The organism is Halomonas ventosae, assembly GCF_004361885.1.
Taxonomy (GTDB): domain Bacteria; phylum Pseudomonadota; class Gammaproteobacteria; order Pseudomonadales; family Halomonadaceae; genus Halomonas; species Halomonas ventosae_C.
Map to the genome: position 1 here is coordinate 101,166 of NZ_SNWH01000008.1, position 26,799 is coordinate 127,964.

Annotated in this window: 24 protein-coding genes and 1 pseudogene; 14 read left to right on the top strand and 11 right to left on the bottom strand. The window is 62.3% G+C overall.

The genetic code is table 11. The features are described 5' to 3' along the window. Positions 1 to 119 precede the first annotated feature (119 nt). Together DFO68_RS08345 and DFO68_RS08350 are read right to left on the bottom strand one after the other, a co-directional pair. The gene (locus DFO68_RS08345; protein WP_133483203.1) at positions 120 to 836 is read right to left on the bottom strand and encodes a hypothetical protein; all 717 of its coding nucleotides are present in this window, start codon (positions 834 to 836) and stop codon (positions 120 to 122) included. Positions 837 to 989: 153 nt separating this feature from the next. Beyond that, entirely contained in the window at positions 990 to 3,413 is a 2,424-nt protein-coding gene (locus DFO68_RS08350; protein WP_133483204.1) for a mitochondrial fission ELM1 family protein, read from the bottom strand. 378 nt (positions 3,414 to 3,791) lie between these two features. On the opposite strand from DFO68_RS08350, the gene DFO68_RS08355 reads away from it, so the two are divergent. From DFO68_RS08355 to DFO68_RS08375, 5 genes are all read left to right on the top strand, one after another. After that, positions 3,792 to 4,787, top strand: coding sequence for a sulfotransferase family protein (locus DFO68_RS08355; protein WP_133483205.1), 996 nt, complete (start codon positions 3,792 to 3,794; stop codon positions 4,785 to 4,787). 72 nt (positions 4,788 to 4,859) lie between these two features. Further along, entirely contained in the window at positions 4,860 to 5,855 is a 996-nt protein-coding gene (locus tag DFO68_RS08360; RefSeq protein ID WP_133483206.1) for a sulfotransferase, read from the top strand. Next, a complete protein-coding gene (locus DFO68_RS08365) occupies positions 5,848 to 7,050 on the top strand; it encodes a glycosyltransferase (protein WP_133483207.1) in 1,203 nt (400 codons plus the stop codon). Before DFO68_RS08360 ends, DFO68_RS08365 begins: the two co-directional genes overlap by 8 nt. Before the next feature lie 74 nt (positions 7,051 to 7,124). Further along, positions 7,125 to 8,174: a glycosyltransferase family 2 protein gene (locus DFO68_RS08370; RefSeq protein WP_133483208.1), complete on the top strand. Its 1,050-nt coding sequence runs from the start codon at positions 7,125 to 7,127 to the stop codon at positions 8,172 to 8,174. Between the two features lie 73 nt (positions 8,175 to 8,247). Continuing rightward, positions 8,248 to 9,486, top strand: a complete 1,239-nt coding sequence (locus tag DFO68_RS08375) for a glycosyltransferase (protein ID WP_208107385.1) — start codon at positions 8,248 to 8,250, stop codon at positions 9,484 to 9,486. 110 nt (positions 9,487 to 9,596) lie between these two features. Here DFO68_RS08375 and DFO68_RS08380 read toward each other — a convergent pair whose 3' ends face one another. The 6 genes from DFO68_RS08380 to DFO68_RS08405 form a co-directional block, all read right to left on the bottom strand. Continuing rightward, on the bottom strand, positions 9,597 to 11,309 hold the full coding sequence (locus DFO68_RS08380) for an ABC transporter ATP-binding protein (protein WP_133483210.1): 1,713 nt from the start codon (positions 11,307 to 11,309) through the stop codon (positions 9,597 to 9,599). A 54-nt stretch (positions 11,310 to 11,363) separates the two neighbouring features. Then, complete coding sequence (gene spt, locus DFO68_RS08385) at positions 11,364 to 12,563, bottom strand: serine palmitoyltransferase (RefSeq protein WP_133483211.1); 1,200 nt, start codon at positions 12,561 to 12,563, stop codon at positions 11,364 to 11,366. Beyond that, a complete protein-coding gene (locus DFO68_RS08390; protein WP_133483212.1) occupies positions 12,563 to 12,808 on the bottom strand; it encodes an acyl carrier protein in 246 nt (81 codons plus the stop codon). The genes spt and DFO68_RS08390 overlap by 1 nt, the downstream gene beginning before the upstream one ends. 10 nt (positions 12,809 to 12,818) lie before the next feature. Next, positions 12,819 to 13,766 (bottom strand): NAD-dependent epimerase/dehydratase family protein, encoded by a 948-nt coding sequence (locus tag DFO68_RS08395; protein ID WP_208107386.1) that lies wholly within the window; start codon positions 13,764 to 13,766, stop codon positions 12,819 to 12,821. Continuing rightward, positions 13,763 to 15,529 (bottom strand): fatty acyl-AMP ligase, encoded by a 1,767-nt coding sequence (locus DFO68_RS08400; RefSeq protein ID WP_133483214.1) that lies wholly within the window; start codon positions 15,527 to 15,529, stop codon positions 13,763 to 13,765. Before DFO68_RS08400 ends, DFO68_RS08395 begins: the two co-directional genes overlap by 4 nt. A 426-nt stretch (positions 15,530 to 15,955) precedes the next feature. Continuing rightward, on the bottom strand, positions 15,956 to 16,411 hold the full coding sequence (locus DFO68_RS08405; RefSeq protein ID WP_133483215.1) for an HIT family protein: 456 nt from the start codon (positions 16,409 to 16,411) through the stop codon (positions 15,956 to 15,958). A 174-nt stretch (positions 16,412 to 16,585) separates the two neighbouring features. On the opposite strand from DFO68_RS08405, the gene DFO68_RS08410 reads away from it, so the two are divergent. After that, positions 16,586 to 17,881, top strand: coding sequence for a hypothetical protein (locus DFO68_RS08410; RefSeq protein ID WP_208107387.1), 1,296 nt, complete (start codon positions 16,586 to 16,588; stop codon positions 17,879 to 17,881). A gap of 1 nt (position 17,882) precedes the next feature. Then, complete coding sequence (locus tag DFO68_RS08415) at positions 17,883 to 18,728, top strand: nucleotidyltransferase family protein (protein ID WP_133483217.1); 846 nt, start codon at positions 17,883 to 17,885, stop codon at positions 18,726 to 18,728. 58 nt (positions 18,729 to 18,786) lie between these two features. Here the strand turns inward: DFO68_RS08415 and DFO68_RS08420 are convergent, their stop codons facing one another. Further along, complete coding sequence (locus DFO68_RS08420) at positions 18,787 to 19,587, bottom strand: sugar phosphate nucleotidyltransferase (RefSeq protein WP_208107388.1); 801 nt, start codon at positions 19,585 to 19,587, stop codon at positions 18,787 to 18,789. A 52-nt stretch (positions 19,588 to 19,639) separates the two neighbouring features. After that, on the bottom strand, positions 19,640 to 20,632 hold the full coding sequence (locus tag DFO68_RS08425; RefSeq protein WP_133483218.1) for a metallophosphoesterase family protein: 993 nt from the start codon (positions 20,630 to 20,632) through the stop codon (positions 19,640 to 19,642). 115 nt (positions 20,633 to 20,747) lie between these two features. Here DFO68_RS08425 and DFO68_RS08430 point away from each other — a divergent pair, with 115 nt between their 5' ends. From DFO68_RS08430 to bfr, 7 genes are all read left to right on the top strand, one after another. Next, positions 20,748 to 21,914 (top strand): CDP-alcohol phosphatidyltransferase family protein, encoded by a 1,167-nt coding sequence (locus DFO68_RS08430; protein ID WP_133483219.1) that lies wholly within the window; start codon positions 20,748 to 20,750, stop codon positions 21,912 to 21,914. Continuing rightward, positions 21,914 to 22,897 carry a diacylglycerol/lipid kinase family protein gene (locus DFO68_RS08435; protein ID WP_133483220.1) on the top strand — a complete coding sequence of 328 codons (984 nt, stop codon included), beginning with the start codon at positions 21,914 to 21,916 and terminating at the stop codon, positions 22,895 to 22,897. The genes DFO68_RS08430 and DFO68_RS08435 overlap by 1 nt, the downstream gene beginning before the upstream one ends. Before the next feature lie 86 nt (positions 22,898 to 22,983). Beyond that, on the top strand, positions 22,984 to 23,952 hold the full coding sequence (locus DFO68_RS08440) for a hypothetical protein (RefSeq protein ID WP_133483221.1): 969 nt from the start codon (positions 22,984 to 22,986) through the stop codon (positions 23,950 to 23,952). A gap of 91 nt (positions 23,953 to 24,043) precedes the next feature. Continuing rightward, entirely contained in the window at positions 24,044 to 24,841 is a 798-nt protein-coding gene (locus DFO68_RS08445; protein WP_133483222.1) for an aspartyl/asparaginyl beta-hydroxylase domain-containing protein, read from the top strand. 175 nt (positions 24,842 to 25,016) lie between these two features. After that, positions 25,017 to 25,490, top strand: coding sequence for an RDD family protein (locus DFO68_RS08450; protein ID WP_133483223.1), 474 nt, complete (start codon positions 25,017 to 25,019; stop codon positions 25,488 to 25,490). A gap of 112 nt (positions 25,491 to 25,602) precedes the next feature. Then, complete coding sequence (locus DFO68_RS08455) at positions 25,603 to 25,809, top strand: (2Fe-2S)-binding protein (RefSeq protein WP_133483224.1); 207 nt, start codon at positions 25,603 to 25,605, stop codon at positions 25,807 to 25,809. A gap of 156 nt (positions 25,810 to 25,965) precedes the next feature. Beyond that, positions 25,966 to 26,448 (top strand): bacterioferritin, encoded by a 483-nt coding sequence (bfr, locus tag DFO68_RS08460; RefSeq protein ID WP_133483225.1) that lies wholly within the window; start codon positions 25,966 to 25,968, stop codon positions 26,446 to 26,448. A gap of 126 nt (positions 26,449 to 26,574) precedes the next feature. Here bfr and DFO68_RS08465 read toward each other — a convergent pair. Beyond that, positions 26,575 to 26,703 (bottom strand): annotated as a pseudogene (locus DFO68_RS08465) (DUF1653 domain-containing protein); the annotation flags it as partial. Positions 26,704 to 26,799: the final 96 nt, after the last annotated feature.

Genomic DNA, 26,799 nt, shown 5'->3' on the forward strand with positions numbered 1-26,799 from the left:
GCGCTACTCCCGCGGATCGGCACCTTATGCGGCGCTGATTGATATATGCCATATCTTGACGATACGGCTGTCGAGGGGTCTGAGCCCCGCCCGAGATTATGCCATGTTCATCCTGTTATTCAGCTAGAGCGCGTCATGAGGCGCTTGAAGGACTGCTTGAGCGACTGGAGCGGCTCGCGCGAGCGAATGACCACGATAAATACCTTGCGGTAGTAGCCGGGTGGACTGGTGATTTCGCGCACACCGTGCCAGGAGTTGCCGCGCCGCGTGAACAGGAAGCTGTAGTTACCGGTGGCCGTCGACTCGATTTGATTATCGAAATCCTCGAAGGCAGGCGCGCTGCGATAGTTGAAGCGGCCACCGTCGTCGAGTACCACGGTTTGCCCGCCCCATTCGGGACGCCAGTCGTCTTGGGTATTGAAGTAGAAGATATGCGAGCCGAGCTTGTACTTGGCGTCGCAGTGCGGCGAGACCGAGCAGCTCTGCGGCGTGTAGTGCCAGTGAAACTGTAAATCGAATCTGTGCGATCCCAGCATGCGGCTCATGAACTGGCGATAGCGTGGCCCCTGGAGCTCTTCCATGAAGGCTTGCCAGTGCGGCGATAGCGCCATGTCGGGCGTATATTCGAGCGCCAGGCGATCATGCGGCTGCTGGCCGTGGCGTCGTGGCTTGCCGAATACTTGCTCGAAGCGTGACGCCTCGGGCAGTGTGTCACGCAGGGCATTGAAGCCCTCTGCAGTGAGCAGGCCGTAGGGATTGATCCATGGATAGGGGTGCTGCGTCTGGAACGCACGGGCATCCAGGCGCTCCAGTGCGTCGAAATCCAGATAGGACATTGAGCCGTTCCTCCGGTCACGTCATCGGATAGTAAGCTGAATAGACAAGCTGAATGGAGTAGCTGGCGCCGCCGGGCCGGAGTGGTCTGGCGTGTCAACGTGGCATGGGATGATGCGCCGCGCAATTCGATTCAATGGAGCGATATTGTAACACTAACCGCCGAGGCGGCGCGTGTCAGCTTGCTGTCGCCAGTGACGTTCGCCGAGGCGACGGCGGATCTCTTCAACCGTGGCCTGCATTTCATCGGGGAGTGGCAGGTGGCGCATGACGTCGTTCTCGGCGCCGCTCAGCTCGGTCAGCAGGCCGCGCACCTTCAGCGTCTCGCTTAATCGCTTGAGATCACGCGGCACGGCGAGCATGCCTCGCGTGAAAGCCCAGTCCCTGGCGCGCCCTTTCCAGTCCTGCTGGCGCGGTATGCCGCGTGAGCCGGTCTCACGTGTGTGGCCCTGCAGATAGCTGTCCAGGCGCTGTCGAAAGGGGTTCAGGCGGGTGACAAGAGAGGCCCGCAGGGAATAGACGAATGTAGGCCGGGCGGTCTTGATCGCCTCGGCCAGCATCGAGGCGCTGTCATCGGACACCACGAAGGCATCGCACAGGTCAAGGTAGGCCGGGTAGGGGTTGTTGGCGCCCCGGTCATCGTGCCAGTTGTAGCCATGATACGGTACTTCCAGCGCGGCGAAGAAGGCGCTGGCCGCGGCGGCGGGGGTGCGCGGGCTGGTAGTGACAAGCAGTGCGCCGCCGCGTGTCCTGGCCAGGCGGTTGGCTGCCCGCGCCATCTCGGCGGCGTCTGCCTCATCGAAGCGCTGCAGGGCGGTGGAGCCGCCGATCAGCACGCCGATCCAGGGGTGCGGCAGCGCGTCGAAGCGGGCGCGCCAGGCGTCTGCGGCTTGCTTGCGCAGGCTTGGGCTGCCGGCGTTGAGCGGCAGAAGGTTGTGAATGATGTTATCGCGTGCCGGCAGTCCATACTGCGGGGTGGTGACGATCAGGTCGAACCAGTGCAGCGGCGCACGCGGCCGGCCGAGATAGATGAGCTGCGTGTGATCATGCGATTGCGCCTTGATCCAGCGAGCGACGATCACGCTGCGCCAGCCGATGCCGAGCACCAGGTCGGGCCAGGGCGGCTGGAGCGTGGCGGCGCTTTCGGGAGTCAGGCAGTTCAGCGATGGGCGGCCCTGCCATGCCGGCTTGCGCGGTTTGTATCGGTAGAGAAGCTGTTTCTCTTCGCTTGGCCAGCCCAGTTCGCGGGCGAGCAGGCGCAACTGGGCATTGTCACCATGATGACCGCCCAGCAGCAGCCAGACGCGGGGGAGGGGGGCTTGATCGCTGGGCGCGTGGGTTAGTGCCGACTGGGTACAGAGGAGCTGGCGGCTGTGGTCGGGGCGGATATCGAGATGCCATGCCAGCTGTGGGTAGCGGTGAGTGGCTATGCGCAGCTGACGGCGCCACCAGTGGGTGGCGGGCGCCGTTGGGGGGGTGTCGCGCGTTGCCGGTAGGCTGATGGCCACGTAGAGCAGCCGCCTGGCGGCATTCGCCAGATTCTCCAGTAGCCAGGGAACGTCCTCTACCGGCAGCTGCTCCAGCACGCCGGTGACGGCGATCCCGTCGTATGCCTGCGTCGGTGCCGGAGCAGCAAGGGAGGGGGGCCAGGCCGTGATCTCGGCGGCATGCAGGGGCTCTGGTGCAGAACGCCACGATGGGGGCCGACACCAGCCCAGGTGGGCAATGGCGAGCCTCTGTGCGAGTCGGTCTGCTTCTGGGTTAAAGTGGCCTTCCAGGCCGGGGCGGGCGTCGAGCGCAGCCAGCGCCGCGGCGAACCAGGGGCTGGGCGTGGACCTGTTGAAAGGTCCGTAGCCTTCGCGATCGGCGGCACGTTCTCGCTCAAGCCAGAGATCGCCCAGCGGGTGAGGGTGATACGAGTAGACGTCGGGCCTGGGCTGCCAAGGCTGCAGGTGCAGGGCAGTATAATCCAGCAGGTTCGCCTGGACGTGGGCATATTCGCTGTCACGCGTGTTCCAGCTATTGTCCAGCGCGCCCCACAGGTCTTCTTCGGTCGGCAGCTGCTCCAGCGTATCCTTGGCGAGGGTTTGCGCGCATGCCAGGTTCCACCACGGTGCCATGCGGGCACAGTCGATCAGCATCACCGAGGTATCACGGCGAGAAAGCGCCAGATAGCCGTGAGCCTGCATGGGCAGGTCGAAGAGAAGGGCTGGATCCTCGAGATAGAGCTGGCCGACATCGTTGTAGATGGCGCGTCCCTGGCATCCGGCGAACTCGGGCACGGCGTAGCGATAGGTGGTGAAACCGGTACGCCACTGGGTACGGTCGAATCCTGAAAGATTCTTCATCAGATAGATGCGATATTCGCGAGATACGTCACGCACCTGCTCGATGGCATAGCAGAATATCCGCTGAGCGCGGATCTGAGCCGGCTCGGTGCCCACGAAGATGCGCACGGGGGGGCGCGGCGTCTCCGGCTGCGTCAGGGCCGGCAGCACTAAGCATGGCGGATGATCTGGCTGGCTGGCGGCCATCACGGTGATAGGGCGCGAGGCGGGGGGGGGTACGACATCTGCCATCACGGCTGATCCTTCGTCGTCATGAGGGTGGCAGGACAGGGGCTGTATCGACAACAATATCGCCCATGGTAGGCGTAGTGGACGGGGGCGGAGTTTGCCCAAGGGTATACGAATAAAATCCCCAGGTTAAGGCGTCGGTAGGTATTTCCTGAGAACGCAGCGAGCGTGGGACAATAGCGGCTTGTTCACGTCTGTGCTTGCCGCGCTGAGCGTGTGTCGACCCGTTTTCCGGACTCGAAGGCACGGATGGATGACCCGGTGCTTATGGAAGGTTATCCTCGTCTGTCTCGCGGAGCCGCTCAGCGTTTCCTACCGGACTTGTACAGCGATAGACGCCCTATCGGTTGTAAAACGAAATGAATGCCAGGAGAGAGAGGAATGGCGAACGATTCAGAAGCGGACGGTGCAGCCGGTACCGCCGGGCATGTCGTGGTGGTCATCGGTGCCGGACGCAGCGGGACCAGTACCCTGACGCGGGGTATTCAGGCGCTGGGCATCGAGCTGGGAAATAACCTCAAGCCGGGCACGTCAAAGAATCCGAAAGGGTTTTTCGAGGATGAGGAGCTGCTCGCGCTCAACAAGCGCTTGCATCACGCCTTCGGTCTGCGCGGGACGGGCGCGAGCCTGCGTCTGATCGAGGAGGATGAGTGGCAGGCGGTCTTTCTGAACGAGCATATGCAGGCCGTGACCGCTGCGATTCAGAAACGTTTCGGCGCTTTCCCGCTGTGGGGCTTCAAATCGGGCGGTGTCATGCGCCTGTTGCCTTTCTGGGAGCAGGTGTTCGAACAGCTTGGGCTGAAGGTAAGCTACGTGGTCGCCGCCAGACATCCGCTGGCGGTGGCGCGTTCGCGAGCCAAGCTGAATGCGCTGCGTGGTGTCCAGGAAAAGAGCGACCTGGAATGGCTGGTGCGCGTCGTGCCATACTTCCACCTGATGCGACGCCACCCTTTTTCCGTGGTGGACTACGATCGATTGATGGCCGAGCCGCAGATTCAGCTGCGGCGCGTGGCCGGCGCGCTCAACCTGCCGCTGACGAGCGACGTGGAACGGGAAATCAACGCATTTGGCGAGCAGTTCATCAACCCTTCCCTGCAGCATCATCGTGGCGATGCCAACGAGGGGGCCGAGCGCCTCAACCCGCTGGCACGAGATGCCTATCGTTGGCTGCACGCGCTTGCCTGCGATGAAATTGCCCCCGAAAACCCAGAGCTCTGGCGCGACTGGGCGCGCATTCGCAGCGAACTCTACGCCATGCGTCACGCGCTGCGTCACATCGATTTCCTGGAAGACGAGGTAGAACGTCGCCAGACGCAGGGCTGGAGAAGACTTTTCGCGCCGCGCTCCAACCGCATCAGTCAGGCCGACAGCGATTGATGCGCCGGTGCAGGCATGTAGTTCATGCCCGTCATATCATGGTTCCACTCATTCCGGTAAGTTTCCTCAGGCATGCCGCTTATTAAAAAATTGCGCAAGGTTGCGCGCACGACGAGCGAGATCACGCGAGGCTCGCTCTGGCTGGCACGCGGATTACGACAACAGCGCCGCCAGCAGTATGCCGCCGCACTGACCCACTACGCGCAGCTGGTACGCGGTGTACAGCCGGCGCGCGAATCGATGAAGACCTATGCGGCGGTCGAGCGGCTGTTTGCCCGTGCCGGTGACAAGCTGGCCGATCAGTGCCCCGACGATCAGCCGCCGCAGCGTTTCGTTTTCTTCGTCGGCTACAGCCGCAGCGGCCATTCGCTGGTCGGCTCGCTGCTCGATGCGCATCCCCATGTCACTATTGCCCACGAGATACATGCCCTCAAGCATCTGCGCCGAGGCCATGCGTTCGCCGAAGTCGTCACGGCGATCAAGTACAACGCGATGCTGTTCGATTATCTCGGCCGTGAATACACTGGCTACGATTATCACGTGCCGGGCCAATCCCAGGGGCACTACACGCGCCTGTTGGTGGCGGGCGACAAGAAGGGCAACGGTACGCTGCGCGAGCTGCGTCGCTACCCGCACTTGCTAGGAAAACTGGAGACGTTGCTGCCGGTACCGTTCTCCTTTGTCCATGTGATTCGCAATCCCTACGATAATATCGCCACGCGCGCACGGCGTACCGGCACCAGCCTGGAACAGGCGGCGCAGGGGTACTTTGCCAACGCCGAGCTGATGGAGAAATTGAAGGCTCGCTATCCCGACAGCGTGCTGGATATTTATCTCGATGATCTGATCGCTGCCCCGGCACCTGAGCTGGAGAGGTTGCTGCACGCACTGGGGTGTGAAGAGGTCTGCGAAGATTACCTCGCCGCCTGCGCCGCCATCGTCTTCAAGAAGCCCAGCCGCACGGCCCACAGCGTGAGCTGGGAGCCGGCCCTTGTGGAACGGATCAACGCACGTTTGAGGCGCCATGCGTTTCTGAATCGTTTTGCTGACAGGGCGTGGCATGAGTGACATGAATAGTTCGGCTATGGAGCGTTCGGGCAGCGGATCGCCGTCGCAAGGCAAGCATATCGCGCTGCTGGTCGGGGCTCTGCCGCTGGGGTCGCGCGAGCGCATGATCGTCAGCGTGGCGCAGGCGCTGCTCGACCAGGGGCACCGGGTGGATTTTATCATGCCGGGCAAGAGCGCCGCATGGCGCGAGGCGGTGCCCGCCGGCGCACGGCTGCTGGAACTGGGAAGCCGCTGGCTCGACAATTCCTTTGTGCGGATCAACAACAAGCGGCGTCTGCTGCTAGTCGTCCCCCTGCTGGCGGCCTATCTGCGCCGTCAGTGCCCGGATGTGCTGTTCACCATGTCGATTCCGCCCAATCTGACGGGGCTCGCCGCGGCGCGTTTGGCCGGTTCAGATGTGCCGGTGATCGTGCGCCAGAGCAATGTGGTGTCTATGCCCGATCAGGCCGACTACCAGCAGGTGCGCACGCGCTGGCGAGATCGTCTGATTCCCCGACTCTACCCACGTGCAGCCGCAGTGATCGCGGTATCACACGGCGTCGCGGATAACGTCGCCAAGCTGATGCCTATTCCCAAACAGCGCATTCATGTCGTGTATAACCAGATCGTGACGCCCGATATGGCCGAGCGGGCGACACAGCCGGTACCTTGCGCATGGCTGAACCTGCGTGAAAAGCCGGTGATTCTGGCCGTGGGCCGTCTGGTGCCCAAGAAGGATTATCCCACGCTGCTGCGGGCGTTTGCCCGGCTGCGCAAACATCTCGACGCGCGCCTGGTGATATTGGGCGAAGGGCCACGGCGCGGGGAAATCGAGCAGCTAGTGAGCGAACTTGAGCTGACTCGGGTCGTGGCGCTGCCGGGACGGGTCGACAATCCGTTTGCCTACATGGCCAGAGCCAGTCTGCTGGTACTGTCCTCGATCTCCGAGGGCATGCCCAGCGTGCTGATCGAGGCGCTGGCCTGCGGCTGCCCGGTCGTATCTACCGACTGCCCGGCGGGACCGGCGGAGATCCTGGAGCAGGGACGTTACGGTGCGCTGGTGCCGGTAGGGGACATCCAGGCCTTGGCCAGCGAGATGCAGGCAACGCTGGAATCGCCTCCCGATCCAGCGCTCTTGAAACAGCGTGCCAACACGTTTGCCGTGGGCGGTGCCGTGGATAGCTATATCGAGGTACTGCTGGCCCATGTTCGCTGAAAGTAATGGACTGTTATCCAGCATTCGGCAGCACTGTTATTGCCCTCCAACATTGATGTTATAGCGAGTTACCTATGGCCGCCACTCCGAGAATCACGGTATTGATCCCAGTTTATAACCGCGAACGGTATATTGCGGCGGCGATCGACAGCGTGCTGGCGCAGTCATTTACCGATTTCGAACTGCTGATCGTGGATGATGGGTCGACGGATCGCAGCATGGAGATTATCTCGAGCTACACCGACGCCGACTCGCGCATTCGTATCGAGCGCAGTCCCAGTAATAAAGGCGGGCCGTGGGCCCGCAATCGCGGCCTGGATCTGGCACGAGGCGAGTATGTCGCGATGCTTGATAGTGATGATGCCGCGGCACCCGAACGCCTGGCACGTCAGGTGACCTTTCTCGATGCGCATCCCTCATATGCGCTGGTCGGTACCGGTAAACAGACCATGGATGCGTCAGGTGCCAGGATCAAAGGTTTCAAGCCGCGTCCCGTCACGGCGGCAGAAATCAAGGCGCAGCTGCTTTTTCGCTGCTGTATCGCACATACCTCGATCATGGCACGAACCGCGATCATGCGCCGCTATCGCTACGATGAACGGTTTGTCGTCAGTCAGGACTTTGAGCTGTTCGCGCGTTTAAGTCACGCTTACCCTTTGGCCAATCTGCCTGAAGCTCTGGTTTCGTTTCGGCGTCACGACGCCCATGTATCCAGCGACCGTGAGCGTGTCACCACCTATCAGTTGCTCATTCTTAAGCAGCAGATCGAGACACTAGGTATCACAACTGTGGATGACGATGTGCAGCGCCACTTCATGCTGTCAAGACCGCGCTCTTGGTTCGTCCCCGACGCGTTCTATCTGGAGTGGGCGCAAGACTGGTTATGTCGTCTGCGGGAGGCCAATCGCCGCCAGCAGCGCTTCGAGCCGCAGGTCTTCGACCGTATCCTTGGTCATCTCTGGATAAACCAGTGCACCAAGGCGCGTCTTCGTATCACTGACATTGCGCAGAAGACGTTGACTCGCCAAGACCTGCGTGCCTGCGTATGGTCTGCTGCGTGCAGACGTCTTCGGCAAGCTGTGCCGCTCGTGCCTGGATCAAGGCATGCACGTCTCGCTGATTGAATGAGCGCCATGTCGAATTTCTCCCTACTCTTGTGCTCCGTTAGCCGGGGCATACCCTATGGCGAGGTGTCACTTGGCTACGTCTACTGAACGGCCTCTTATTGCGTTGCTCAGTCGTGGCATTACCGGCGGTGGCGTGCAGCATATGATGCTCAACTTGGCCCGCGAGCTGGTCCATTATGGCTACCGAGTGGATCTGCTGGTCCGCGAGGAAAACCATGGTGATACGATGGCGGTGCCTGACGGCGTGCGACTCGAGGTATTGACCCGAAGCAGCCGATGGCAAGCCCACCTGTTGGCGATGCGCGCCGATCCCAAAGGGATCATGTCCATGGCACGCCCCGTGCTGTTGCCGATAACGCCAGCATCAGTGCTGACTTATTTGCCAGCTTTGCGGCACTACCTAGTCCACGAGCGGCCCTCTGCGCTCATCGCGGCTACCACCTACCTCAATGTGGCTGCCGTCTGGGCGGTGGCATTGGCCAACACGCAGACGCGGCTAGTGCTGAGCGAACGGGATAATCTTTCTACCTCTATTTTCGCAGCAGACAAGCGTCGCAAATGGCGCTGGCGCTTTGTACCGTCTCTGGTGCGACGAGCCTATTCCCGTGCCGATGCGGTGGTCTCCGTCTCCGATGGGGTAGGCGATGATCTGGCGCAGGTGACCGGGCTGGCCCGGCAGGCCATTACCACAATTTATAACCCGGCGGTAACCGTCGACCTCGCCAAGCGTTGCGCAGCCCCGGTCACCCATCCATGGTTTATCTCCTCAGGCCCTCCCGTCGTACTCGCTGCCGGCCGGTTAGTCGAAAAAAAGGATTACGCTACGCTGCTGCGTGCAATCGCGATAGCGCGTCGTCATCGAGATATGCGCTTGATCATTCTCGGTGACGGGCCTGAACATGGACATCTTGAGCAGCTCTGCCGCGAGTTGGCGATCACCGATATCGTCGATATGCCCGGCTATCAAGCCAATCCCCATGCCTATCTGGCGCGTGCTGCGGTGTTTGCCCTTTCCTCGCGCCGGGAAGGGTTTCCCAATGTACTGCTCGAGGCATTGGCCTGTGGTTGTCCTGTGGTCAGTACAGATTGCCCCAGCGGTCCTGCAGAGGCCCTGGCAAGTGGCAAATTCGGTAAGCTAGTGCCGGTTGGGGATGCATCTGCGCTAGCAGAGGCTCTACTGCAGACGTTGCAAGCTCCAATGAACCGGGAGTCTTTGCAAGCGCGCGCCGCTCAGTTCACGCTGGCGCGCACGGCGAAGCGCTATCTTGAATTGCTCTGTTTGGACACTGGGCAGACCGAGACGACATGAGCGCAACGAGGTTGGGCTGCGGCGGAGCGCCTTCAGTCATGATGCCGTTTTAGGGGTGTCCTCAATGCACAGGGCTGCTGCTAGGCAGCTTGTTCAATTTCCGTGGTCATTCAGGCTGGGACATGAAGCGGCTCGATGTCGGCAACGCGGCTCAATTGGCCCTTTTCCAAGCGATACACATGGTCGGCAGCATGCACCAGCGCGGGTTGGTGGGAGACAGCCAGGATGGTCAGCTCGTTTTTCAGGCCACGCAGCGTCTCGCTAATGGCTGCTTCGGCAGCCGGGTCGAGCGCGCTGGTCGCTTCGTCGAGGATCAGCAGCTTGGGTCGATGTGCCAGGGCGCGGGCAATGACGATACGCTGACGCTGACCGCCGGAGAGTCGCGCACCGCGCTCGCCCACCGAGCTATGAATCCCTTTGAACATCTGGCTGACGAATGCCCAGGCATCGGCCTGGCGCAGCGCGCGTTCGGCATCCGCTTCGCTCAGCGTAGGGTCGCCAAGGGTGACGTTAGCCAGCACGCTGTCATGCAGCAGCAGCGTTTCCTGGGGAACATAGCCGATCATGCGCCGCCAGGCGAGCCGGTCGATCTGGCTGCCAGGTATGCCATCGATGGTGACGTCGCCCGAGGTGGGTTCCAGCAGCATGCACAGTAGATCAAGCAGCGTGGTCTTGCCGGCACCGGATGGACCGATCAGGGCGACGAACGAGTAGGCCGGAATCGTTAAATCGGTTTCGTTCAAGATGGTGTGGTCGCCATAATGAAAATGCACGCCACGAAATAGGATGGCCTTCTCGAGCGTCGGCGTTAACGAGCCGCCCGCGGGCTCCGCGTTGTCCTGGGCGCTCTTGACCGCGTCCTTGAGCGCCCAGTAGGCGCTTTCCTGGGTTTGCATCTGCTGGTAACGGCGTTGCAGTTGATTGAGCTGGATGACCACGCGGGCCAGCAGAAAGATCATCACCATGACCGACGGCAAGGACAAGCCCCATACCACCAGGGCGAGGTACAGGCCGACGGCAATGAACAGCGTGAGGATCGGCTCCTGAATGGCTTTCATGCCTTCGCGGGCCAATACCTGACGTTCCATCGCCCGGTTGAGGCGATGAGTCTGACGCTGCAGCAGGGCGTCGGCGACATTGTAACGCGCCATCGCCTTGAGCGGTTTGACCGAGCCCAGCGTATCGGTCAGGCGCGAGAGCAGATCGCGCATCAGGCGGGTCTGCTGTTTGCCGGCACGCTTGGAGGCACGTACCAGCCGAAACAGCATTAGCGACATCAGCACGCCCAGGGTCAGCGAGACCAGCGTTGCCTGCCAGCCGATCATCAGCGCCACGATGGCATATACGACCACCTGAATGAATAGCGCAATGACGTTGGCGCAGTGCTCATAGCCGGTGGCGGCACGAGTGGCTTCGGTGGCCACCGAGTTGGCCAGGCTACCGGCCGGTTGGCGCAAATAGTGCTCCCAGCGACTGGCCAACAACGAGCGGATCAGCTCCAGACGTAGATCGGTAGCGACACGTGCCACGGTATAGCCGACCTGGCGGTTGGCCAGCAGCACCAGCGCACTCTTGACCGTCATGCCGAGCACAATGATCGTCAGGATGACGCCTACCGTCGTGGGTAGGCCGATGGCCTCCATGATCGACAGAACCTTCACGGAAAAGGCGTTGCCTTGTCCGTCTTCGCCTAAAGCCACGCTGAGCAACGGCAGGATGGTGGTCAGCCCTATTCCTTCGGCGATGCCGGCGAACAGCAGGCAGATCAGCATGAGGACCGTGCGTCGGGGATAGAGGCGGAAAAAAGCGGAAAGAAGTCGCATGGTCTACATCCGTTGATCGTCCGGTCGGTGGCTGACGCTGGCCGAACGCACGTATCACGGCTTCGCGGACGAACTCAGCATGGGTTTCAAGGTGGTGAACGCTTCGATGATGCGGTCGATCTGCGTGGTGTCATGGGCGGCGCTGACGCTGACGCGCACCAGCGCCCGCCCGCCGGGCGTAGCCGGTGGCAGCACGAGATTGACATACACGCCATGCTCGAGAAGCGCATGCCAGAAGGCGACCGCCTGTTGCGGCGAATCGAGCAGTGCCGCGGTGACCGGACCGGACTGAGGGCCGAGCTCGTAGCCTGCGTGAGCCAGGCCGGCATATAGCCGCTCGGCGTTGCTCCATAGCTGGTGTCGCAGTGCCGGGCGATTGGCAACGATATCGAGCGCGACGCGTACCGACGCGATAGTGGCCGGCGAGGGTGACGCCGTGAAGATATAGGGACGGCTGGCCAGACGGACGGTATCGAGTTCGCGATGATGGCTGACGGCAAAGCCGCCGATGGCGCCGAGACTCTTGCTGAAGGTGCCGACCACGAAGTCGACGTCCGCTTCGACGCCTTCGGCCTCGGCAAGGCCACGGCCATGTTCGCCCATGACGCCCATCGAGTGCGCCTCGTCGACCACCAGATAACCGCCATGCTGACGTTTGACCGCGACGATCTCCTTCAGCGGTGCGCGGTCGCCGAGCATGCTGTAGATGCCTTCGACGATGATCAGCGTACTGTCGATCTTGTCGCCGAGACGACCCAACCGCTTGTCGAGATCCCGTGGGTCGTTATGGCGGAAACGGATCACATCGACACCGGCCAGACGACAGGCATCGTAGATGCTGGCATGACAGTCGGCGTCGAGCACCACGGTATCGCCGGGGCCGACAAGGGTGCCGATCAGGCCGAGATTGGCCATGTAACCGGTCGAGAAGACGATCGCCGACGGCCGCTCGAAAAAGCGCGCCAGTTCGATCTCGAGCGCCTGATGCCCGCTATAGTTGCCATTGGCCAGGCGCGAGCCGGTGGTGCCGCTGCCTTCCGCGTCCAGTGCATGATGGGCGGCGGCGATGCAGTCGGAATTGAAGGTCAGGCCCAGATAGTTATTGGTGCCGGCCAGAATGACTTCCTGGTCACCGATGCGTCCCTGGGTGGGCGAGAAGACTTCATCGATACGCGTGCCTAGCGGGCAGGGTTCCGTCGCCATGAGGGCGGCGCGGGCATCGGCGAGTTTCTTGAACTTGTCGAATAGTGCCATTACGCGGCCTCGATCTTTTCGATGGCGCTGGCCAGCTGGCGTGGCGTATGGATATCGGCGATGACATTGACCGGAACGGAAATATCGAATTCGTCCTCGACTTCCAGTAGCAGGTCCATGACATTGACCGAGTCCAGCCCGAGTTCGTTGGCCAGGTCGGCATCGGCATGCAGCTTGCCACCCTTGGGTGAAAGCCGTTCGAGATGCACCATGAGGCAGTCGAGAATCTGTTCGTGTCGCGTCATTCGTTATTGCTCATGTCCTGGGAGAGCGGGAGGAAGTGGCGGAACCGGCCCACAGACGCCGCTCCTTGAGCGCATCGGCGAAGGTGATATGCGGCTGCCAGCCGACTTCATGCGTCAAGGCCGCGTTGTTGCATGTCCAGTCTCGGTGACGAAGCTCGCGGACCTTGCCTGGCGTCAGCATGGGGGCGCGGCCCGAACAGCGTGCGAGCATCAGGTTGGCCCAGGCGAGCATTCGCAACATGAATGCCGGAACGGGAAGACAGCGAACGGGTGCGCCACGTGCCGAGGCGCCGATAGCGGCGATTTGGGCCCAAGTATATCCTTGCCTCCGGCCATCGTGAAGCTCGAACGGCCCCGGGCCGGCATGCTCGACGTCGAGCCAGCGCAGTATCGCCTCGATCAGATCGAAGACGTGCAGGAAGCTTAGCCGCGCCTGGCGTGTTCCCGTGACGGGCAGGACGCCGCGCATTAGCGCCTCGAGCAGAGGGCGCAGTTCGCGGTCGCCAGGGCCAAACACGGCTGTGGGACGAAACAACGTGATAGCGGGGCCCGCAGCGGCCGCCATCAGGCGCTGTTCCGCTTCGTGCTTGGAACGGGCATACCAGGAGAGCGCCGGATGTCGGGCCGCCAGCGATGACAGCATCAGCAACCGCGCGCATGAGCTGCGCCGCACCGCTTCGTGGAGGTTGAGCGTGCCATCGACATTGGCGGCCATGAATTCACCTAACGAGGCGCCACGCACGCTGCCCGCGCAATGCACCACGGCATCCGCTTGTGCCACCAGTGCATCGAGGCCGGCACGTTCATCGAGAGCGCCGCGTATCCAGGTAAGATGCGGCGCCTCGAAGGGGGGCGCGCGACGCGTCAAGGCGCGGACCCGGTAGCCCCGCATCAGCAGGGCATTGCACAGGGTGGCGCCGATGAAGCCCGTGGCACCGGTGATGGCAATGGTCCTCAAGACGAGACGGCCGCCACTCTGCAAGCATTATCGACTGCCAGTTCCCGTGCATGGATATACTGGCGGCACGCCTCGCTGCGTGAAATCTTGCCCGAGGAGGTGCGCGGCAATGAGCGCGGCGGCATCAATTGGACATGGCATGTGACGCCGAACTCGCTGCGTATCCGTGCGGTGAGCTCCTTGACGAGGCGGGCGCGCTCGTCGTTGTCCTTGAGGCGGCTTTGCACCAGCAGTACGACGTCGCTCTCGGCCTCTTCCGGCGCCGAAAAGGCGCTGACATCGCTGCGTTGAACGCCGAAGAACTGCTCGGCCAGCTGCTCGATATCCTGTGGCCAGATATTGCGGCCATTGATGATGATCAGGTCCTTGTGGCGTCCGGTCACGAACAGTCCCTGTTCGGTGAGGTAGCCGAGATCGCCGGTATCCAGCCAGCCATCGTCGTCAAGCGCACGTCGGGTCTGCTCCTCGTCCATGAAGTAGCCCGACATCAGGCTTGGGCCGCGAATCGTGATTCGCCCGACGACACGCTGCGGCAGCGTGCGGCCCTGCTCGTCACGGATCACGATCTCATGCCCTGGCAGAGCCGTGCCGCAATTGACGAAGACGGTTTCATTGATGCCGGCATCCGCCCTGTCGGCCTGCAGCGCCCGACCGTGATGCTCCAGGCAGGTGCGGTCGACCCGGTCGATCTGGATGCCCTTCTGCCGCGCGGCGAAGCTGACGGCCAATGAATTCTCGGCCATGCCGTAGCTGGGCAGGAAGGCACTAGGCGAGAAGCCGGCCGGAGCGAAATGCTCGGCGAAGCGTTCAAGTACATCGGCATGCACGGGCTCTGCACCGACCCCGGCGATACGCCAGGCCGACAGATCGAGGCGTTCACTGTCGCCAAGGCGTAGACGGTTGGCACACAGGTTGTAACCGAAGGGCGGCGCGAAGGAGATCGTGCCGCGATGTCGGGAGAGCAGCGTAAGCCACAGGCGCGGGCGCATCGCGAATTCGCGCGGGCCGATATAGTCGACGGAAATCTGGGAAGCCATCGGGCCCAGTACGAAGCCGACCAGCCCCATGTCATGATAAAATGGCAGCCATGACACGCAGCGGTCCATAGGGCGTACTGCCAACCCCGAGTTGACGATGGCGAACAGGTTGGCCATGACGGCATGCTGACGAATGACCACGCCGCGCGGAAAACCGGTACTGCCTGAGGTGTATTGCAGGTAGGCGATTTCATCGGGCCGGGAGGGCGTCAGCTCGACATCGGGGGTGTCGAGCGCATGGAAGTCGTCGATGCTTCCGCTATAGTCAAGCGCCATGCCGTCGCTGGCGTCCCTGACGAACGAAACCATCGATTCCGGTGCGATGGCGACCCGGGCGTCGCAGCTTTTCAGCAGGCGGCGCAGACGCTGGAGATAGCGCTCTCGGCCGCCGATGCTCATGCTGATCGGCAGAGGCACGGGCACGAAGCCGCCGTACTGGCAGCCGAAGAAGATTTCCATGAAGGCAGGGCTCGTATCGGCGATGACCGCCACCCGATCGCCGCGCTTCAGGCCAAGACCATGCAGACGACGTGCGGCGGCAAGCGCGCGGCGGCGAAGCTCGACGTAGAACAGCGGTGTCATCAAGTTGCCACGGCTATCGTAGAAATTGTAACCGGTGCAGCCTTGTGCGGCGTAATCGAGCGCCTCGGGCAATGTCTCGAAATCGGCCAGACGTTGCGCAATATGGTTGAATGTTGGCGTGGCGGTTATGCATAGTTCGGTCATCAGCACTGTTGTCCTGTCAAAAAAGCGCCTATCTGAAAAGCTGAAATGACGCGCCGGTAACGCAGTCCCTCTTCCATGAGACGTCCCCATGAGGCGTCGGGGGTAACCGGAGCCTCGGTCAGCCAGGCACGCCTTGAGTGCAGTCCACAGGTATCAACGAGGTTGAATCGGTTCGCCGGCTCCCGGGGCAGAGAATGGCGCCGTTGAATTACCACCAGGATGAAGCATTTTTTGCCCATCGGAGGCCTGTTGCAAGCAAACAGGACAACCATTCGCGCTGTTTTTGAAACATCCTTGCTCACTGCGTCGGGTGTTGACCGCCATGGGCCTGCATTGTTCAGTAATGACTGGCTTGGGGCGCGTGGCTGTTATCCCGGCCAAACGCCCAAGCGGTGATATGGCCGCCATGATGCCGTTTTTCCAAGCTCATGGCCAATGGCGCAGCAGTTCGGCGCGAATCGCATCCTTCATGGCGCCATCGGTGTGCGTATGGATATCGAGCCGGGGCGGTCCGGGCCAGCCCTCGTCGGTAAATTCATGACCGTGCAGCTCGCGCATCGCAGCATAGCGGGGGATGATATGGAAATGAACATGGGGGTCAACCATCATCAGCATCAAGTAATTGAGCTTATCATAGGCAAACGCCTGCTTGAGAGCAGGCTCAAGCTCGGATGTGACCCTGGAGAGTTCGCTGAATGCATCGGGGGCGAGCGCTGAAAACGCCGTTGCCGGGCCTTTGGCTACCAGCGCCAGGGAGCCGAGGGTGACCTGTTGAGGGCGTAGCAGTAGGCTCCAGTGACGATAATCGCGTACCAGGCTTTGCGGTGCGCCAAAGGCGCGCAACGTCTCGTTCATCTCGGCATGCTGGTTGCAGTCATTCATAATCTTCTGCCCCCATTGTCTCTCTTGTTGGCCCTGATGCGCCATCCTTAACTTTAATGCGCGTTAGCTTAAGGTTCCATTAGGAAAGCAGGCTATCTGACAAAATATGCTTGCTAACGATTTTTCCGGGGCGTGCAGCGCCACGTGTTGCGGGTAGGGTGAAAGCTACCTAGAATGGCTCCCCCCCCGATTTCCGCGCTGCGCATCGTCACTTCGTGCTTTTATGCAGGATGCATGCGCCGCATGCCGTTGCCGCGGGCATGGCTTGACGCAATGTGTGCTCGACGCAATGAAAGGACCCGTTCAATGTCGCTGCCTTCTTCCCAGGTGGAGATCGATGACGCATCGCTCCAGGTGACGCCTGTCACGACGCGTGCGCAGCATGATGCCTTTATCCGGCTTCCCGGCCGACTCTACCGTGATGATCCTCAGTGGGTCGAACCTTTGCATTTCGAACGGCGTCAGCATTTGTCGTCCAAGAACCCCGTCTTCGAGCATCTTGACTGGCAGGGTTGGCTGGCCTGGCGCAGCGGCAAGCCGGTAGGCCGGATCGGGGCGCAGGTCGATCGCCTGCATCGCCAGTACCACGGCGACGATACGGGGCAGTTCGGATTGCTTGATGCCGTGGACGATCCGGCCGTCTTCTCTGCCCTGTTCAACGCGGCCGAGGGGTGGTTGGCCTCTCGCGGTGCGCGTCGCATTACCGGCCCTTTCAACCTGACCATCAACGACGAGTGCGGCTTGCTTGTCGAGGGCTTTGATACCCCGCCGGTCATGATGATGGGGCATGCGCCGCCTTACAGTGCGCTCCGACTCGAAGGGCAAGGCTATGCAGCCGCCAAGGACCTGCTCGCTTACTGGATGCGTGTCGATACGCTAGCCTTCACGCCGGCCATGCGTCGCATGATTGAACGCTGGCATCACCGAGTGCATGTCCGTCCGCTTGACCGCCGGCGTTTCGATCAGGAGATGACGACGTTGCGGGAGATCTTCAACGATGCCTGGGCCAGGAACTGGGGCTTCACTCCCTTTACCGAGGCCGAGTTCCGTGCCATGGGCGCTGACCTGAAGAGGCTGGTGCCGCCTGATCTCATTCAGATTGCCGAGGTCGACGGTGAACCGGCCGCCTTTATTGTTGGTCTGCCAAACCTCAATGAACTGATCGCGCCGCTGAACGGGCAACTGCTGCCGCTAGGCTGGCTGAAGCTGTTGTGGGGCATCAAGATGCGCAAGGTCAGAACCGGCCGCGTGCCGCTGATGGGGGTGCGCCAGGCCTATCAGTTCAGCCGTCTGGGTCCGACCCTGGCACTGGTGCTGATCGAGGCGATCCAGCAGTCGTTCCTGAAGCAGGGAATCGAATCTATCGAGATGTCATGGATACTCGAGGACAATGCCGGCATGCGCAACATTCTCGAAAACATCGGTGCCTACAGCTACAAGCGCTATCGGCTTTATGAAAAGACACTCTGACATGGCAGATGGCCCCCATTCGGCAGTGGCGACAACGCCTGTCGATGCGTTGATCCTGGCGGCGGATCGGGGTCCGGACGATGCCGTGACCGCCTTCACCGGCGCGCCCTGCAAGGCACTGGCGCCGGTCGGTGGTATCGTGATGCTCGATCGAGTGCTGGCGGCGCTGCAACAGAGCCAGCGCATCGAAAGCCTATATCTGGCCGGCCCCTCCCGTCAGGTGATGGCGACCCAGCCGGCGCGCATGGCGCAGTTCGCACGGGCCGGCTATCACTGGTTCGACAGCGCTGAATCGCCCAGCGCCAGCGCAACCCGGGTGCTTAAGCGGATTCCTGCCGATCGGGCGGTGCTGCTAACCACCGCCGATCATGCGCTGCTCAATGCGCGTATTGTCGCCGATTTTCTCGATGGGGCTCTGGCGCAGCCGGTCGATGTCGTCGTGGGTCTGGTACGCCTACCGGATGTGCAGGCACGTTTTCCCGGGATGCGGCGTACTGCCACGCGCTTGGCCGATGGCCCGTTCTGCGGCTGTAACCTGTTTGCCTTCACCACTCACGAGGGGCGGCAACTGGCCCGTTTCTGGCGGCGCGTCGAGCGCGAGCGCAAGAAGCCGTGGCGCGTCATCAGTGGTGCGCTGGGTTGGAGGGCTGTCGTGCGTTACCTGCTGGGCAGGCTGACGCTGGATCAGGCGCTTGGACGGCTGTCACGCCGGCTTGGCGTGCGTGTCGGTGCCGTGATCCTCGAGCATCCCGAGGCGGCAGTCGATGTTGACAAGCCTGACGATTGGCGCTTTGCCGAGGCGTTTCTCAGGGAGCGGGAGCAGATAGAGACCGCTCACGTCTGCTGACCGGCAGACAAGGAAACGGTGAGCCGGCGCCGGCCTTGCCTGGCCGGCGAATGCCCCTTTACAGCAACCGGACGTCGCTGGTCGCCTGTGTCGCAGCGGTGGTCTGTTCGATCAGCCGGCGGGCCTGGTCGAGATCGTGCGGAAAGTCGAGCTCCGCCCAGCGCAGACCTTCGATCGACTGGGCAAAGACCTCACCGGTGGCGGCGAGTTCGTCGATCACGCTCAAGTACCAGCGTGTCAGCGCCTCGGGGGTGCGCATGATGCGCTCCAGCGCGCTATAGAACAGCGCGCCGCCTTCGCCGCGAAAGGCCATCATGCCGATCGATTCGCCGTTGACGACCTGCAGGTCGAGTTGCTTGCCGACACGAACGAGGCGATTGCCTTCCAGGACGACTTTCATGTCATCGGCGTCATAGTCCGTCTTGCGGTCGATGGCCAGAGTAATGGGGCGGGCCGGTGAGGCCAGCAGGCGCTCGAGTACCGCCAGCTCGAACAGCGTATCGCCGTTGATGATCAGAAAGTCGCCTGCGGTCATCGCCGTGCGTGCCATCCAGCAGCTGGCCAGGTTGTCGGCGAGCTCGAAGAACGGGTTGAAGACGAACTCGATCTTGATCGGCGCATGCTGATAGCGTTCGTGCAGGCGCTGCTCGACCTGCGCGGCAGCATAGCCGACCACGACGGAGACATGCTCGAAGCCGGCGGCGATAAGGTTGTCGATTTGGTGCTCGATCACGGCACGCTGATTGAACTCGATCAGACACTTGGGACGATCGGCCGTAAGAGGGAGCAAACGCTTGCCTTGACCCGCGCTGAGGATGAGGGCTCGGCGTGGCTGCGCATGAACCTGGGAATCTGTCATCAAAATTTCTCTTGCTCTATCTGGAATAAAAAAAGATCCGCAAATAACCGAATCAATGGCGGATGATGGCAGGCATCTGGCCCGCACCGACAGACAGGCAAGCGGACTGGTTAATGAAATGCCATTTGCTGCAATGGGTATCAATCATACGCCGCGTGACCTTGATTGACCACGCCGGCGCTTGATCCCGGGCGGCATGGTCGGTGATCTCGACAATACTGTAGCCGGCGTGGTCGCGCCCGGTATTCGGCGTCATCGAGGCGGAAGGGGCGCCCAGCACGAAGGCTTGACCGGCCGGGGTAGACAGGCGGGCATCGAGCGCGCGGTGGGCATGGCCGTGCAGTACCAGTTCCACGCCGGCGCGACGAATGACATCGGCCAGCGCCGCGGTGTCGGTCAGACGCTTGCGCCAGCCGATCATGCCGGCCACCGGAGGGTGATGGATCATCAGCACCCTGAAGTAGCCTTTTACCGCCGTATCAAGCAGGCTCGCTTCCAGCCGGGCCAGTTGGCTTGAGCCAAGCATTCCGGTGGCCAGTGGCCAGGGCGTCGGAATCGCCGTTGTCACGCCGATCAGTGCGACCTGACCGCGGTAACGCACAAAGGGGAAAAGCGCCTCGCCTGCCTGACCCGACTCATCACTCATGTAGTCCTGCCACAGCCCCATGGTGGCATGCCAGGGTGCATGCCGGTAGGCGTCATGATTGCCGGGCACGACGGAGATCCGCTCGGGCGGGCCCAGCTGCTGTAGCCACTCCAGCGCCTGCTGACATTCGCTCGGCAGGCCGACCTGGGTCAGATCTCCGGTCAGGGCCATGTGATCGAAATCCAGGCTCCGCATATCCTCCAGCAGGGCGTCAAGCACCTCAGGGCGATGCAGATGACGCCGCTTGCGTCGCCAGGCCCAGTAACCGCAGGCGCGTTTATTGAACAGCCTGTACCACTCCGATCGGGGGACCGTGGTCAGGTGAGGGTCGGAGAGATGAATGAGGCGCAGTGAACGCGTGCGCGCGTCAGGGCTCGCAGGCCATGTTTTGATCGGCATAATGGCATAGAATACGCCACCTTTGATGTTAATGACCCGTTCGTTGTGCGAGGCCGGCCATTATTTTTGCGCCCAGGCCGGACCGTTGCGCGGGATGAATCATTTGGATGTGACCATGACCGTAAAGGCATACCTTGAAGAAGACGCTGACACGTCGCTATGGGGGCTGACCCCGCGCGGGCGGTTGCAGAAAATGCTGTCGGCAATGGATGGCGTCGAACTGGGCGATACGGAAGCGGCGGTGGCGGCCGGCAGCGACGTGCTGCTGCTGCGCGCGGACTATGTCTACGACCCGCGCGTGCTGAGCGGTCTGTTGCAGGCCCGCAACGTGGTATTGCGTGATCCTGAAGACAAGGGGGTTATCGCCGTCCGCACCCGGCTGGAGGGCGATCGCGCCGCCCCGCCGCGTCTCGCCGAGATGCCGTTGCAGACGCTGGAAGCGGTGACGCCCGACAGTGTCGCCTCAGGGCTGCAATCTGACCTGCGCAAGTTCGACGCGCCCTGGGTCGCCCGGGCGGATGCGCACAATAGCCGCCAGCTGGAAAACGCCCTGTACAGAGCCGCCTACAAGGGGGTCACCGATCTCGTCACCAAGTGGGTTTGGCCTATTCCGGCGCGTGCGGTCACCCGCTTGTGCGCCTATGCGGGAATCCGACCCAACCATGTCACGTCGCTGAGCTACGTGCTGACGCTGCTGGCGGGTATGTTGTTCTGGCAGGGCCAGTACGGCCTGGGATTGATCTGCGCCTGGCTGATGACCTTTCTGGATACGGTCGATGGCAAGCTGGCGCGCGTCACGCTGAATTCCAGCCAGTTCGGCAATCTGTTCGATCATCTGCTCGATCTCATTCATCCGCCGTTCTGGTATCTCGCCTGGGGCATTGGGCTGGCCGCCGACGTGCCCGAGGGCGTCTACTGGCTCATTTTTATCGGCTACATCGGCGGTCGACTGTGCGAAGGCGCCTTCAAGACGGCGGCGCCCTTTTCGCTGTTCATCTGGCGGCCGTTCGACTCCATCAATCGCCTGATCACGGCGCGGCGTAACCCCAACCTGATTCTGCTGACCCTGGCCTGGCTGCTGGGCGCCCCCTATGCCGGTCTGCTTCTGGTCATGCTGTGGACGCTCATCTCCACGCTGGTGCTGGCCTGGCGCGTTGTGCAGGCGCGTAGGGCCAGTCGCCGCGGCGAGCTGTCACCCTGGCTGTCCCATGTCGATCCCGTCGCCGAGCGTCATCGGCTGACCGTGCGCTGGTTCGCCTTCGCCGACGGCAAAAGGGTCTGATGGCCGCATGGCAGGCTGCGCCGCCGCGCCGCCTCGGGGTAGTGTGCAACCGCCGCAGCGGTCGCTGCCGTCGCCATCTGGAGCGGATTCGTCGCCAGGCCGCGGCCTGCGCCGCCCTCGACTATCGCGAAGTCGAGGATCTTGACGGCATCCATGCGGCGCTGGGCGATTTTGTCGCGGCCAGGGTCGAGGCGATTGCGGTGGTGGGCGGAGATGGTACGCTGCAGGCGACGCTGACGGCGCTGCTGACGGGACACGACCTGACGGCCGAAACGCTGCCGGCATTGATTGCGATCGCCGGCGGCACCACCAACATGAGTGCCCGTTCGCTCGGGGCGCGCCTGGCGCCGTGGGCGGCGCTGGAGCAACTGGTAGCGTGGTGCGAAGGGCGAGGCGAGGGGCCACGCCAGGTGCCTCATCCGGTCGTGCGCGTGGCCCCCGGCACCGCCCCCGTACAATACGGGTTGTTCTTCGGTGCGGGAGCGATTACCGCCGGGGTGGCCTATTTCCATGCGCGGCTGCAGTCGCGTCTGGCCAGTGCCTGGGGACCACGGCTGGCCTTCGTGCGGATGTTGTGGTCGATCCTGCGTGGCAAGCCCCATCCGCTGTTGCCGCCGACGCCGTGTCGGCTTGAATTCGATGACGGCACCCGGCAGGAGGGCGCCTATCAGATCGTGGCGATCAGCACGCTCGATCGCCTGATGATGGGCGCGCGCCCCTTCTGGGGCGCGCAGCCCGGCGCGCTGCGTCTGGCCGCGATGGCGCGTGATGCCGCCGCGCCGTGGCGCTGGCTGCCCCTGGTGCTGTGCGGCTACGGCCAGAGGGTGGCGCCGCGCGCCCAGGGCTATTTCAGCCGTAACCTTGGCGCGTTGACGCTGATCTGTGAAAGCGACTTCATCATCGACGGCGAACGCTTCACGGCTGGTTGCGGGCGGCCCCTGCGTATCACGGCCAGCAGGCCGCTGCCTTTTCATGTGCTGTGAACCGCCAGTGTGCCATGAAGTGTCCCGTTGACCCCTGTACAGGCCGACCCGGCGGCGCCACGGGGTGGTGCTATTCTGGAGTAGCGATGTCATCCGCGACCCTCTCACCGTCCCTCTCGCCGTCTGCCGCGCTGCTGGAGCAGGTGGCCCGGCAGTGTGCGACGGCCGTTTCACCGGCGCTGGCGCCGCTGCGCGAGCGGGTGCTGGCGCGCTTTGGCACTTCGGTCTGCGCCGTGCTGTTTTACGGCTCCTGCCTGCGCGATGCGGCGCCGGGTGAAGGCGTGGTCGATCTCTATGCAGTGGTCGACGACTATCGCACGGCCTACGATCGCCGCGTGCTGCGACTGACCAATGAATGGTTGCCGCCCAACGTGTTCTTTCTCGAAGCCGAGGATGGTGCCGGCGGGCGGCTGCGGGCCAAATGTGCGGTCATCTCCCTGCATGACTTTGAGGTCGGCTGTACCCGCGCGTTCCAATCCTATCTGTGGGGGCGCTTTGCCCAGCCCTGTCGACTCGTGCATTGCCGCGATGAGGCCACGCGTGCCCGACTGCATCGGGCGCTGGCCGGTGCGGTGATCAAGCTGTGGCAGGAGGCGTTGCCATGCCTGCCCCAGCGTTTTACCGCCAGCGAAGGGTGGCGACGGGCGCTCGAGTTGAGCTATGGCGTGGAACTGCGCCCCGAAGGGGCGTCACGCCCCGGCGTGCTGGTGGCCGGCTTCGAGGCCGAGTATCGTGCGCTGACGGCGGGTCTGGCCGAGTCGCTGCCGGCGCTGACGGCCATCGACTCTGACCACTTTGCCCATGCCCTCGATGCCGCGACGCAGCAACAGGCGCAGCGGCGTTGGCGACGACGCCAGCGTCAGGGCCATCTGTGGCATATCCTGCGGCTGATGAAGTCGGTGCTGACATTCGAAAACGGCGTCGACTATCTGGCCTGGAAGCTGGAGCGGCATAGCGGCCGACGCATCGAGGTCACACCGCGGCTGCGCCGCCATCCATTGATCTTCGGCTGGCCGTTTTTGTGGCGCTTGCTGCGCGAGCGCGTGCTGCGCTGAGCGATCATGGGCGGGGCGTTTGTTCGACGCACGGGTAACCAGGCCGACCAGCGTCATCCATTCATTGCTTGTCGAGAGGTCGAAACAGCGCATGAGTGAGCAACCCCCTTCTTCCCCGGCCGCTGCGCCAAGTGAGCCACCGCCGCCCAAGCCGAAAAGGCAGAAGCCGTGGTATATCGTCCTGGGCCGCAAGGTGCTCAAGGGTGTCGATCGCTTCATTGCGCGCCACTCGCTGGTCGGCGATCCGGCGTTTTTCGATCCGGCTGACTTCGCCTGGACGCGTGAGCTGGAGGCGAACTGGGCGGTGGTCCGCGCCGAGCTTGACGAGATTATGCGCGAGCGCGATGCGCTGCCCAACTTCCAGGATATCTCCGAAGACCAGAAGCGCCTGAGCCAGGACAACCAGTGGAAGACGTTCTTCCTCTATGGCTACGGCTACAAGATGGAAGAAAACTGCCTGCGCTGTCCCGAGACCACCCGGCTGGTCGAGCATGTGCCGGGCATGAAGACGGCCTTTTTCTCGATCCTGGCGCCCGGCAAGCATATTCCCGCCCATCGCGGCCCCTACAAAGGGGTGATGCGCTATCATCTGGGCTTGAGCGTGCCTGAGCCGCGCGAGCGCTGTCGCATCCGCGTCGGACACGAAGTGGCTTACTGGGAAGAGGGCAAGAGCATGCTATTCGACGATACTTACAATCATGAAGTCTGGAATGACACCGATGGCGTGAGGGTCGTGCTGTTCCTGGACGTGATGCGCCCGATGCGCTTCCCGGCATCGCTGGTCAACCGCATGGCCTTTACGCTGATTCGTCTGTCGCCCTATGTCCAGCGTGCCCGCCGCAACCAGAAGCGCTGGTTGCAACGCCAGCGTCAGTCACGGGCACGCTGAGCGGCACGCCGGCGGCCTGTGCCTGCTCAGGATACGACGCTGAGCTGGACCGGATCATGCTGCGGGGATCGGCTGATGAGGGTTGGCAAAGACGCTGCGCCGTCCCTGCTGAGTGCCGGGCTGGGGTTACCTCTGGTGTGCCTTTTTGCGTCGCACCAGCTGAGGAGAGGGATTCATGCAACGACGCTTCGATCAACTCGACGAGGTCTGGCCGGCCGGCCTCGGCCGACGCCTGGGGGCCATGCTCTATGATGGCCTGCTGGTGCTGGCGATCTGGATCGTCACCGCCTCGCTGCATTTGGCCGTGGTGAGACTGGTGCTGGAGGTGCCGGCGGAGCAGGTCGGCACGGGGCTGGGGCAGGTGCTCTCGTTGCGCCTGCTGCTGGCGATCACTGCCTTCGCCTTCTTTGCATTCTTCTGGACCCGCGGCGGCATGACACTGGGCATGCAGGCCTGGCGGCTGCGGGTGCAGACCCTCGAGGGCTGCTCGATCAACGGCCTGCAGGCGCTGCAGCGTTTCCTGGTGGCCGGCATCTCGCTGGCTGCCTTGGGCATCGGGCATTTTTGGGTCCTTGTCGACGCCGAGAAGCGCAGCTGGCCGGATATCGCCTCCGGCACACGAGTCGTCGTCCTGCCTAAGCGCCGCTGACACGCCCGAGACTGCCCTTGGTCCCGATGCGGTGAGATTTTCTCGGTGGTTCACTTGCGATCACCCATGCGAATTATTTACATTCACCGTATGATCAACGTGAGGTGATGACATGTACGTGTGTCTTTGCAGGAACGTGACCGACCATCAAATCCGTCAGGCCGTCGAGGATGGGGCGCGCAGCTGGCGTGAGGTGCAGCAGCAGACGGGCTGCGGCACTCAGTGCGGCAAGTGTGCCTGCACCGGCAAGGACATCACCCGCGAAGTGATCAGAGAGGAGCTGAGTCTGGCCGCCGGAGGGCTTGCCTACGCCATCTGATGACAATCATTATCGTTTGCCTTTGTCTTAACAAGCCTATGATTCGATTGAGTTATGTGTGATATTGCCTAGACTTTGGAGGTAAGGCCTAGCCAGGCCCAAGTGGTCGTGCCAGGCTTGTCAGCCAGTTCCCACAACCCTGATCGAGGTAATCCAATGAAAGGCGACGTCAAGGTCATCGAACATCTGAACACCGCACTTGGCAATGAGCTGGTGGCCATCAACCAGTATTTCCTGCATGCCAAGATGTACAAGGACTGGGGTTTCAAGGCACTGGCCAAGTGGGAGTACGATGAGTCCATCGAGGAGATGCAGCACGCCGACAAGCTGATCGAGCGCATCCTCTTCCTCGAGGGAGTTCCCAATCTGCAGGATCTCGGCAAGCTGCATATTGGCGAGAACGTGCGCGAGATGCTTGAGTGCGACCTGAAGATCGAGCATGAGGGCCGTACCGACTACATCGCCGCCATCGCCTATTGCGAGCAGGTCAAGGACTACATCAGTCGCGACCTCTTCCGCGACATCCTCACCGACGAGGAAGACCATATCGACCACATCGAGACCGAGCTGGGTCTTATCGACAAGGTCGGTATCGAAAACTACCTGCAGAAACAGATGCAGGAAGCGGGCGACGAGTAAGGCGCGCATACAAGCGCCCCTATGAGTGCAAGAGGGGCTCAGAGTGCAAGAGGGGCTCAACTGCCCGTGCCTTGTCGGCAGACGTGCAGCGCCCCGTGGCTTTTTGGCCACGGGGCGCTGCTGCGTTCAGGGGAAGGCCTTCTCGAGGGCAAAGCGGGGTCGCGGTTTGCCCTCAATCTCGACGGTTTCGAGGAACATCTCCAGGGGGCGCGTCCAGAGGCCGTAGTCGCCATAGAGGGCGCGGTAAACCACCAGCGTAACTATTCAGGTAGCTGCGGATAGCCTGTCGCCAACCACCTGATTCTTCTGGCATAGTGTGCCTGATCCTTCGGTACATCAATGCGATGACAT

Excerpts from the sequence above, each read along its gene's own strand:
- DFO68_RS08345 (WP_133483203.1), bottom strand. The coding sequence starts at position 836 with ATGTCCTATCTGGATTTCGACGCACTGGAGCGCCTGGATGCCCGTGCG.
- DFO68_RS08350 (WP_133483204.1), bottom strand. The coding sequence starts at position 3,413 with ATGGCAGATGTCGTACCCCCCCCCGCCTCGCGCCCTATCACCGTGATG.
- DFO68_RS08355 (WP_133483205.1), top strand. The coding sequence starts at position 3,792 with ATGGCGAACGATTCAGAAGCGGACGGTGCAGCCGGTACCGCCGGGCAT.
- DFO68_RS08360 (WP_133483206.1), top strand. The coding sequence starts at position 4,860 with ATGCCGCTTATTAAAAAATTGCGCAAGGTTGCGCGCACGACGAGCGAG.
- DFO68_RS08365 (WP_133483207.1), top strand. The coding sequence starts at position 5,848 with ATGAGTGACATGAATAGTTCGGCTATGGAGCGTTCGGGCAGCGGATCG.
- DFO68_RS08370 (WP_133483208.1), top strand. The coding sequence starts at position 7,125 with ATGGCCGCCACTCCGAGAATCACGGTATTGATCCCAGTTTATAACCGC.
- DFO68_RS08380 (WP_133483210.1), bottom strand. The coding sequence starts at position 11,309 with ATGCGACTTCTTTCCGCTTTTTTCCGCCTCTATCCCCGACGCACGGTC.
- spt (WP_133483211.1), bottom strand. The coding sequence starts at position 12,563 with ATGGCACTATTCGACAAGTTCAAGAAACTCGCCGATGCCCGCGCCGCC.
- DFO68_RS08390 (WP_133483212.1), bottom strand. The coding sequence starts at position 12,808 with ATGACGCGACACGAACAGATTCTCGACTGCCTCATGGTGCATCTCGAA.
- DFO68_RS08400 (WP_133483214.1), bottom strand. The coding sequence starts at position 15,529 with ATGACCGAACTATGCATAACCGCCACGCCAACATTCAACCATATTGCG.
- DFO68_RS08405 (WP_133483215.1), bottom strand. The coding sequence starts at position 16,411 with ATGAATGACTGCAACCAGCATGCCGAGATGAACGAGACGTTGCGCGCC.
- DFO68_RS08410 (WP_208107387.1), top strand. The coding sequence starts at position 16,586 with ATGGCTCCCCCCCCGATTTCCGCGCTGCGCATCGTCACTTCGTGCTTT.
- DFO68_RS08415 (WP_133483217.1), top strand. The coding sequence starts at position 17,883 with ATGGCAGATGGCCCCCATTCGGCAGTGGCGACAACGCCTGTCGATGCG.
- DFO68_RS08420 (WP_208107388.1), bottom strand. The coding sequence starts at position 19,587 with ATGACAGATTCCCAGGTTCATGCGCAGCCACGCCGAGCCCTCATCCTC.
- DFO68_RS08425 (WP_133483218.1), bottom strand. The coding sequence starts at position 20,632 with ATGCCGATCAAAACATGGCCTGCGAGCCCTGACGCGCGCACGCGTTCA.
- DFO68_RS08430 (WP_133483219.1), top strand. The coding sequence starts at position 20,748 with ATGACCGTAAAGGCATACCTTGAAGAAGACGCTGACACGTCGCTATGG.
- DFO68_RS08435 (WP_133483220.1), top strand. The coding sequence starts at position 21,914 with ATGGCCGCATGGCAGGCTGCGCCGCCGCGCCGCCTCGGGGTAGTGTGC.
- DFO68_RS08440 (WP_133483221.1), top strand. The coding sequence starts at position 22,984 with ATGTCATCCGCGACCCTCTCACCGTCCCTCTCGCCGTCTGCCGCGCTG.
- DFO68_RS08445 (WP_133483222.1), top strand. The coding sequence starts at position 24,044 with ATGAGTGAGCAACCCCCTTCTTCCCCGGCCGCTGCGCCAAGTGAGCCA.
- DFO68_RS08450 (WP_133483223.1), top strand. The coding sequence starts at position 25,017 with ATGCAACGACGCTTCGATCAACTCGACGAGGTCTGGCCGGCCGGCCTC.
- DFO68_RS08455 (WP_133483224.1), top strand. The coding sequence starts at position 25,603 with ATGTACGTGTGTCTTTGCAGGAACGTGACCGACCATCAAATCCGTCAG.
- bfr (WP_133483225.1), top strand. The coding sequence starts at position 25,966 with ATGAAAGGCGACGTCAAGGTCATCGAACATCTGAACACCGCACTTGGC.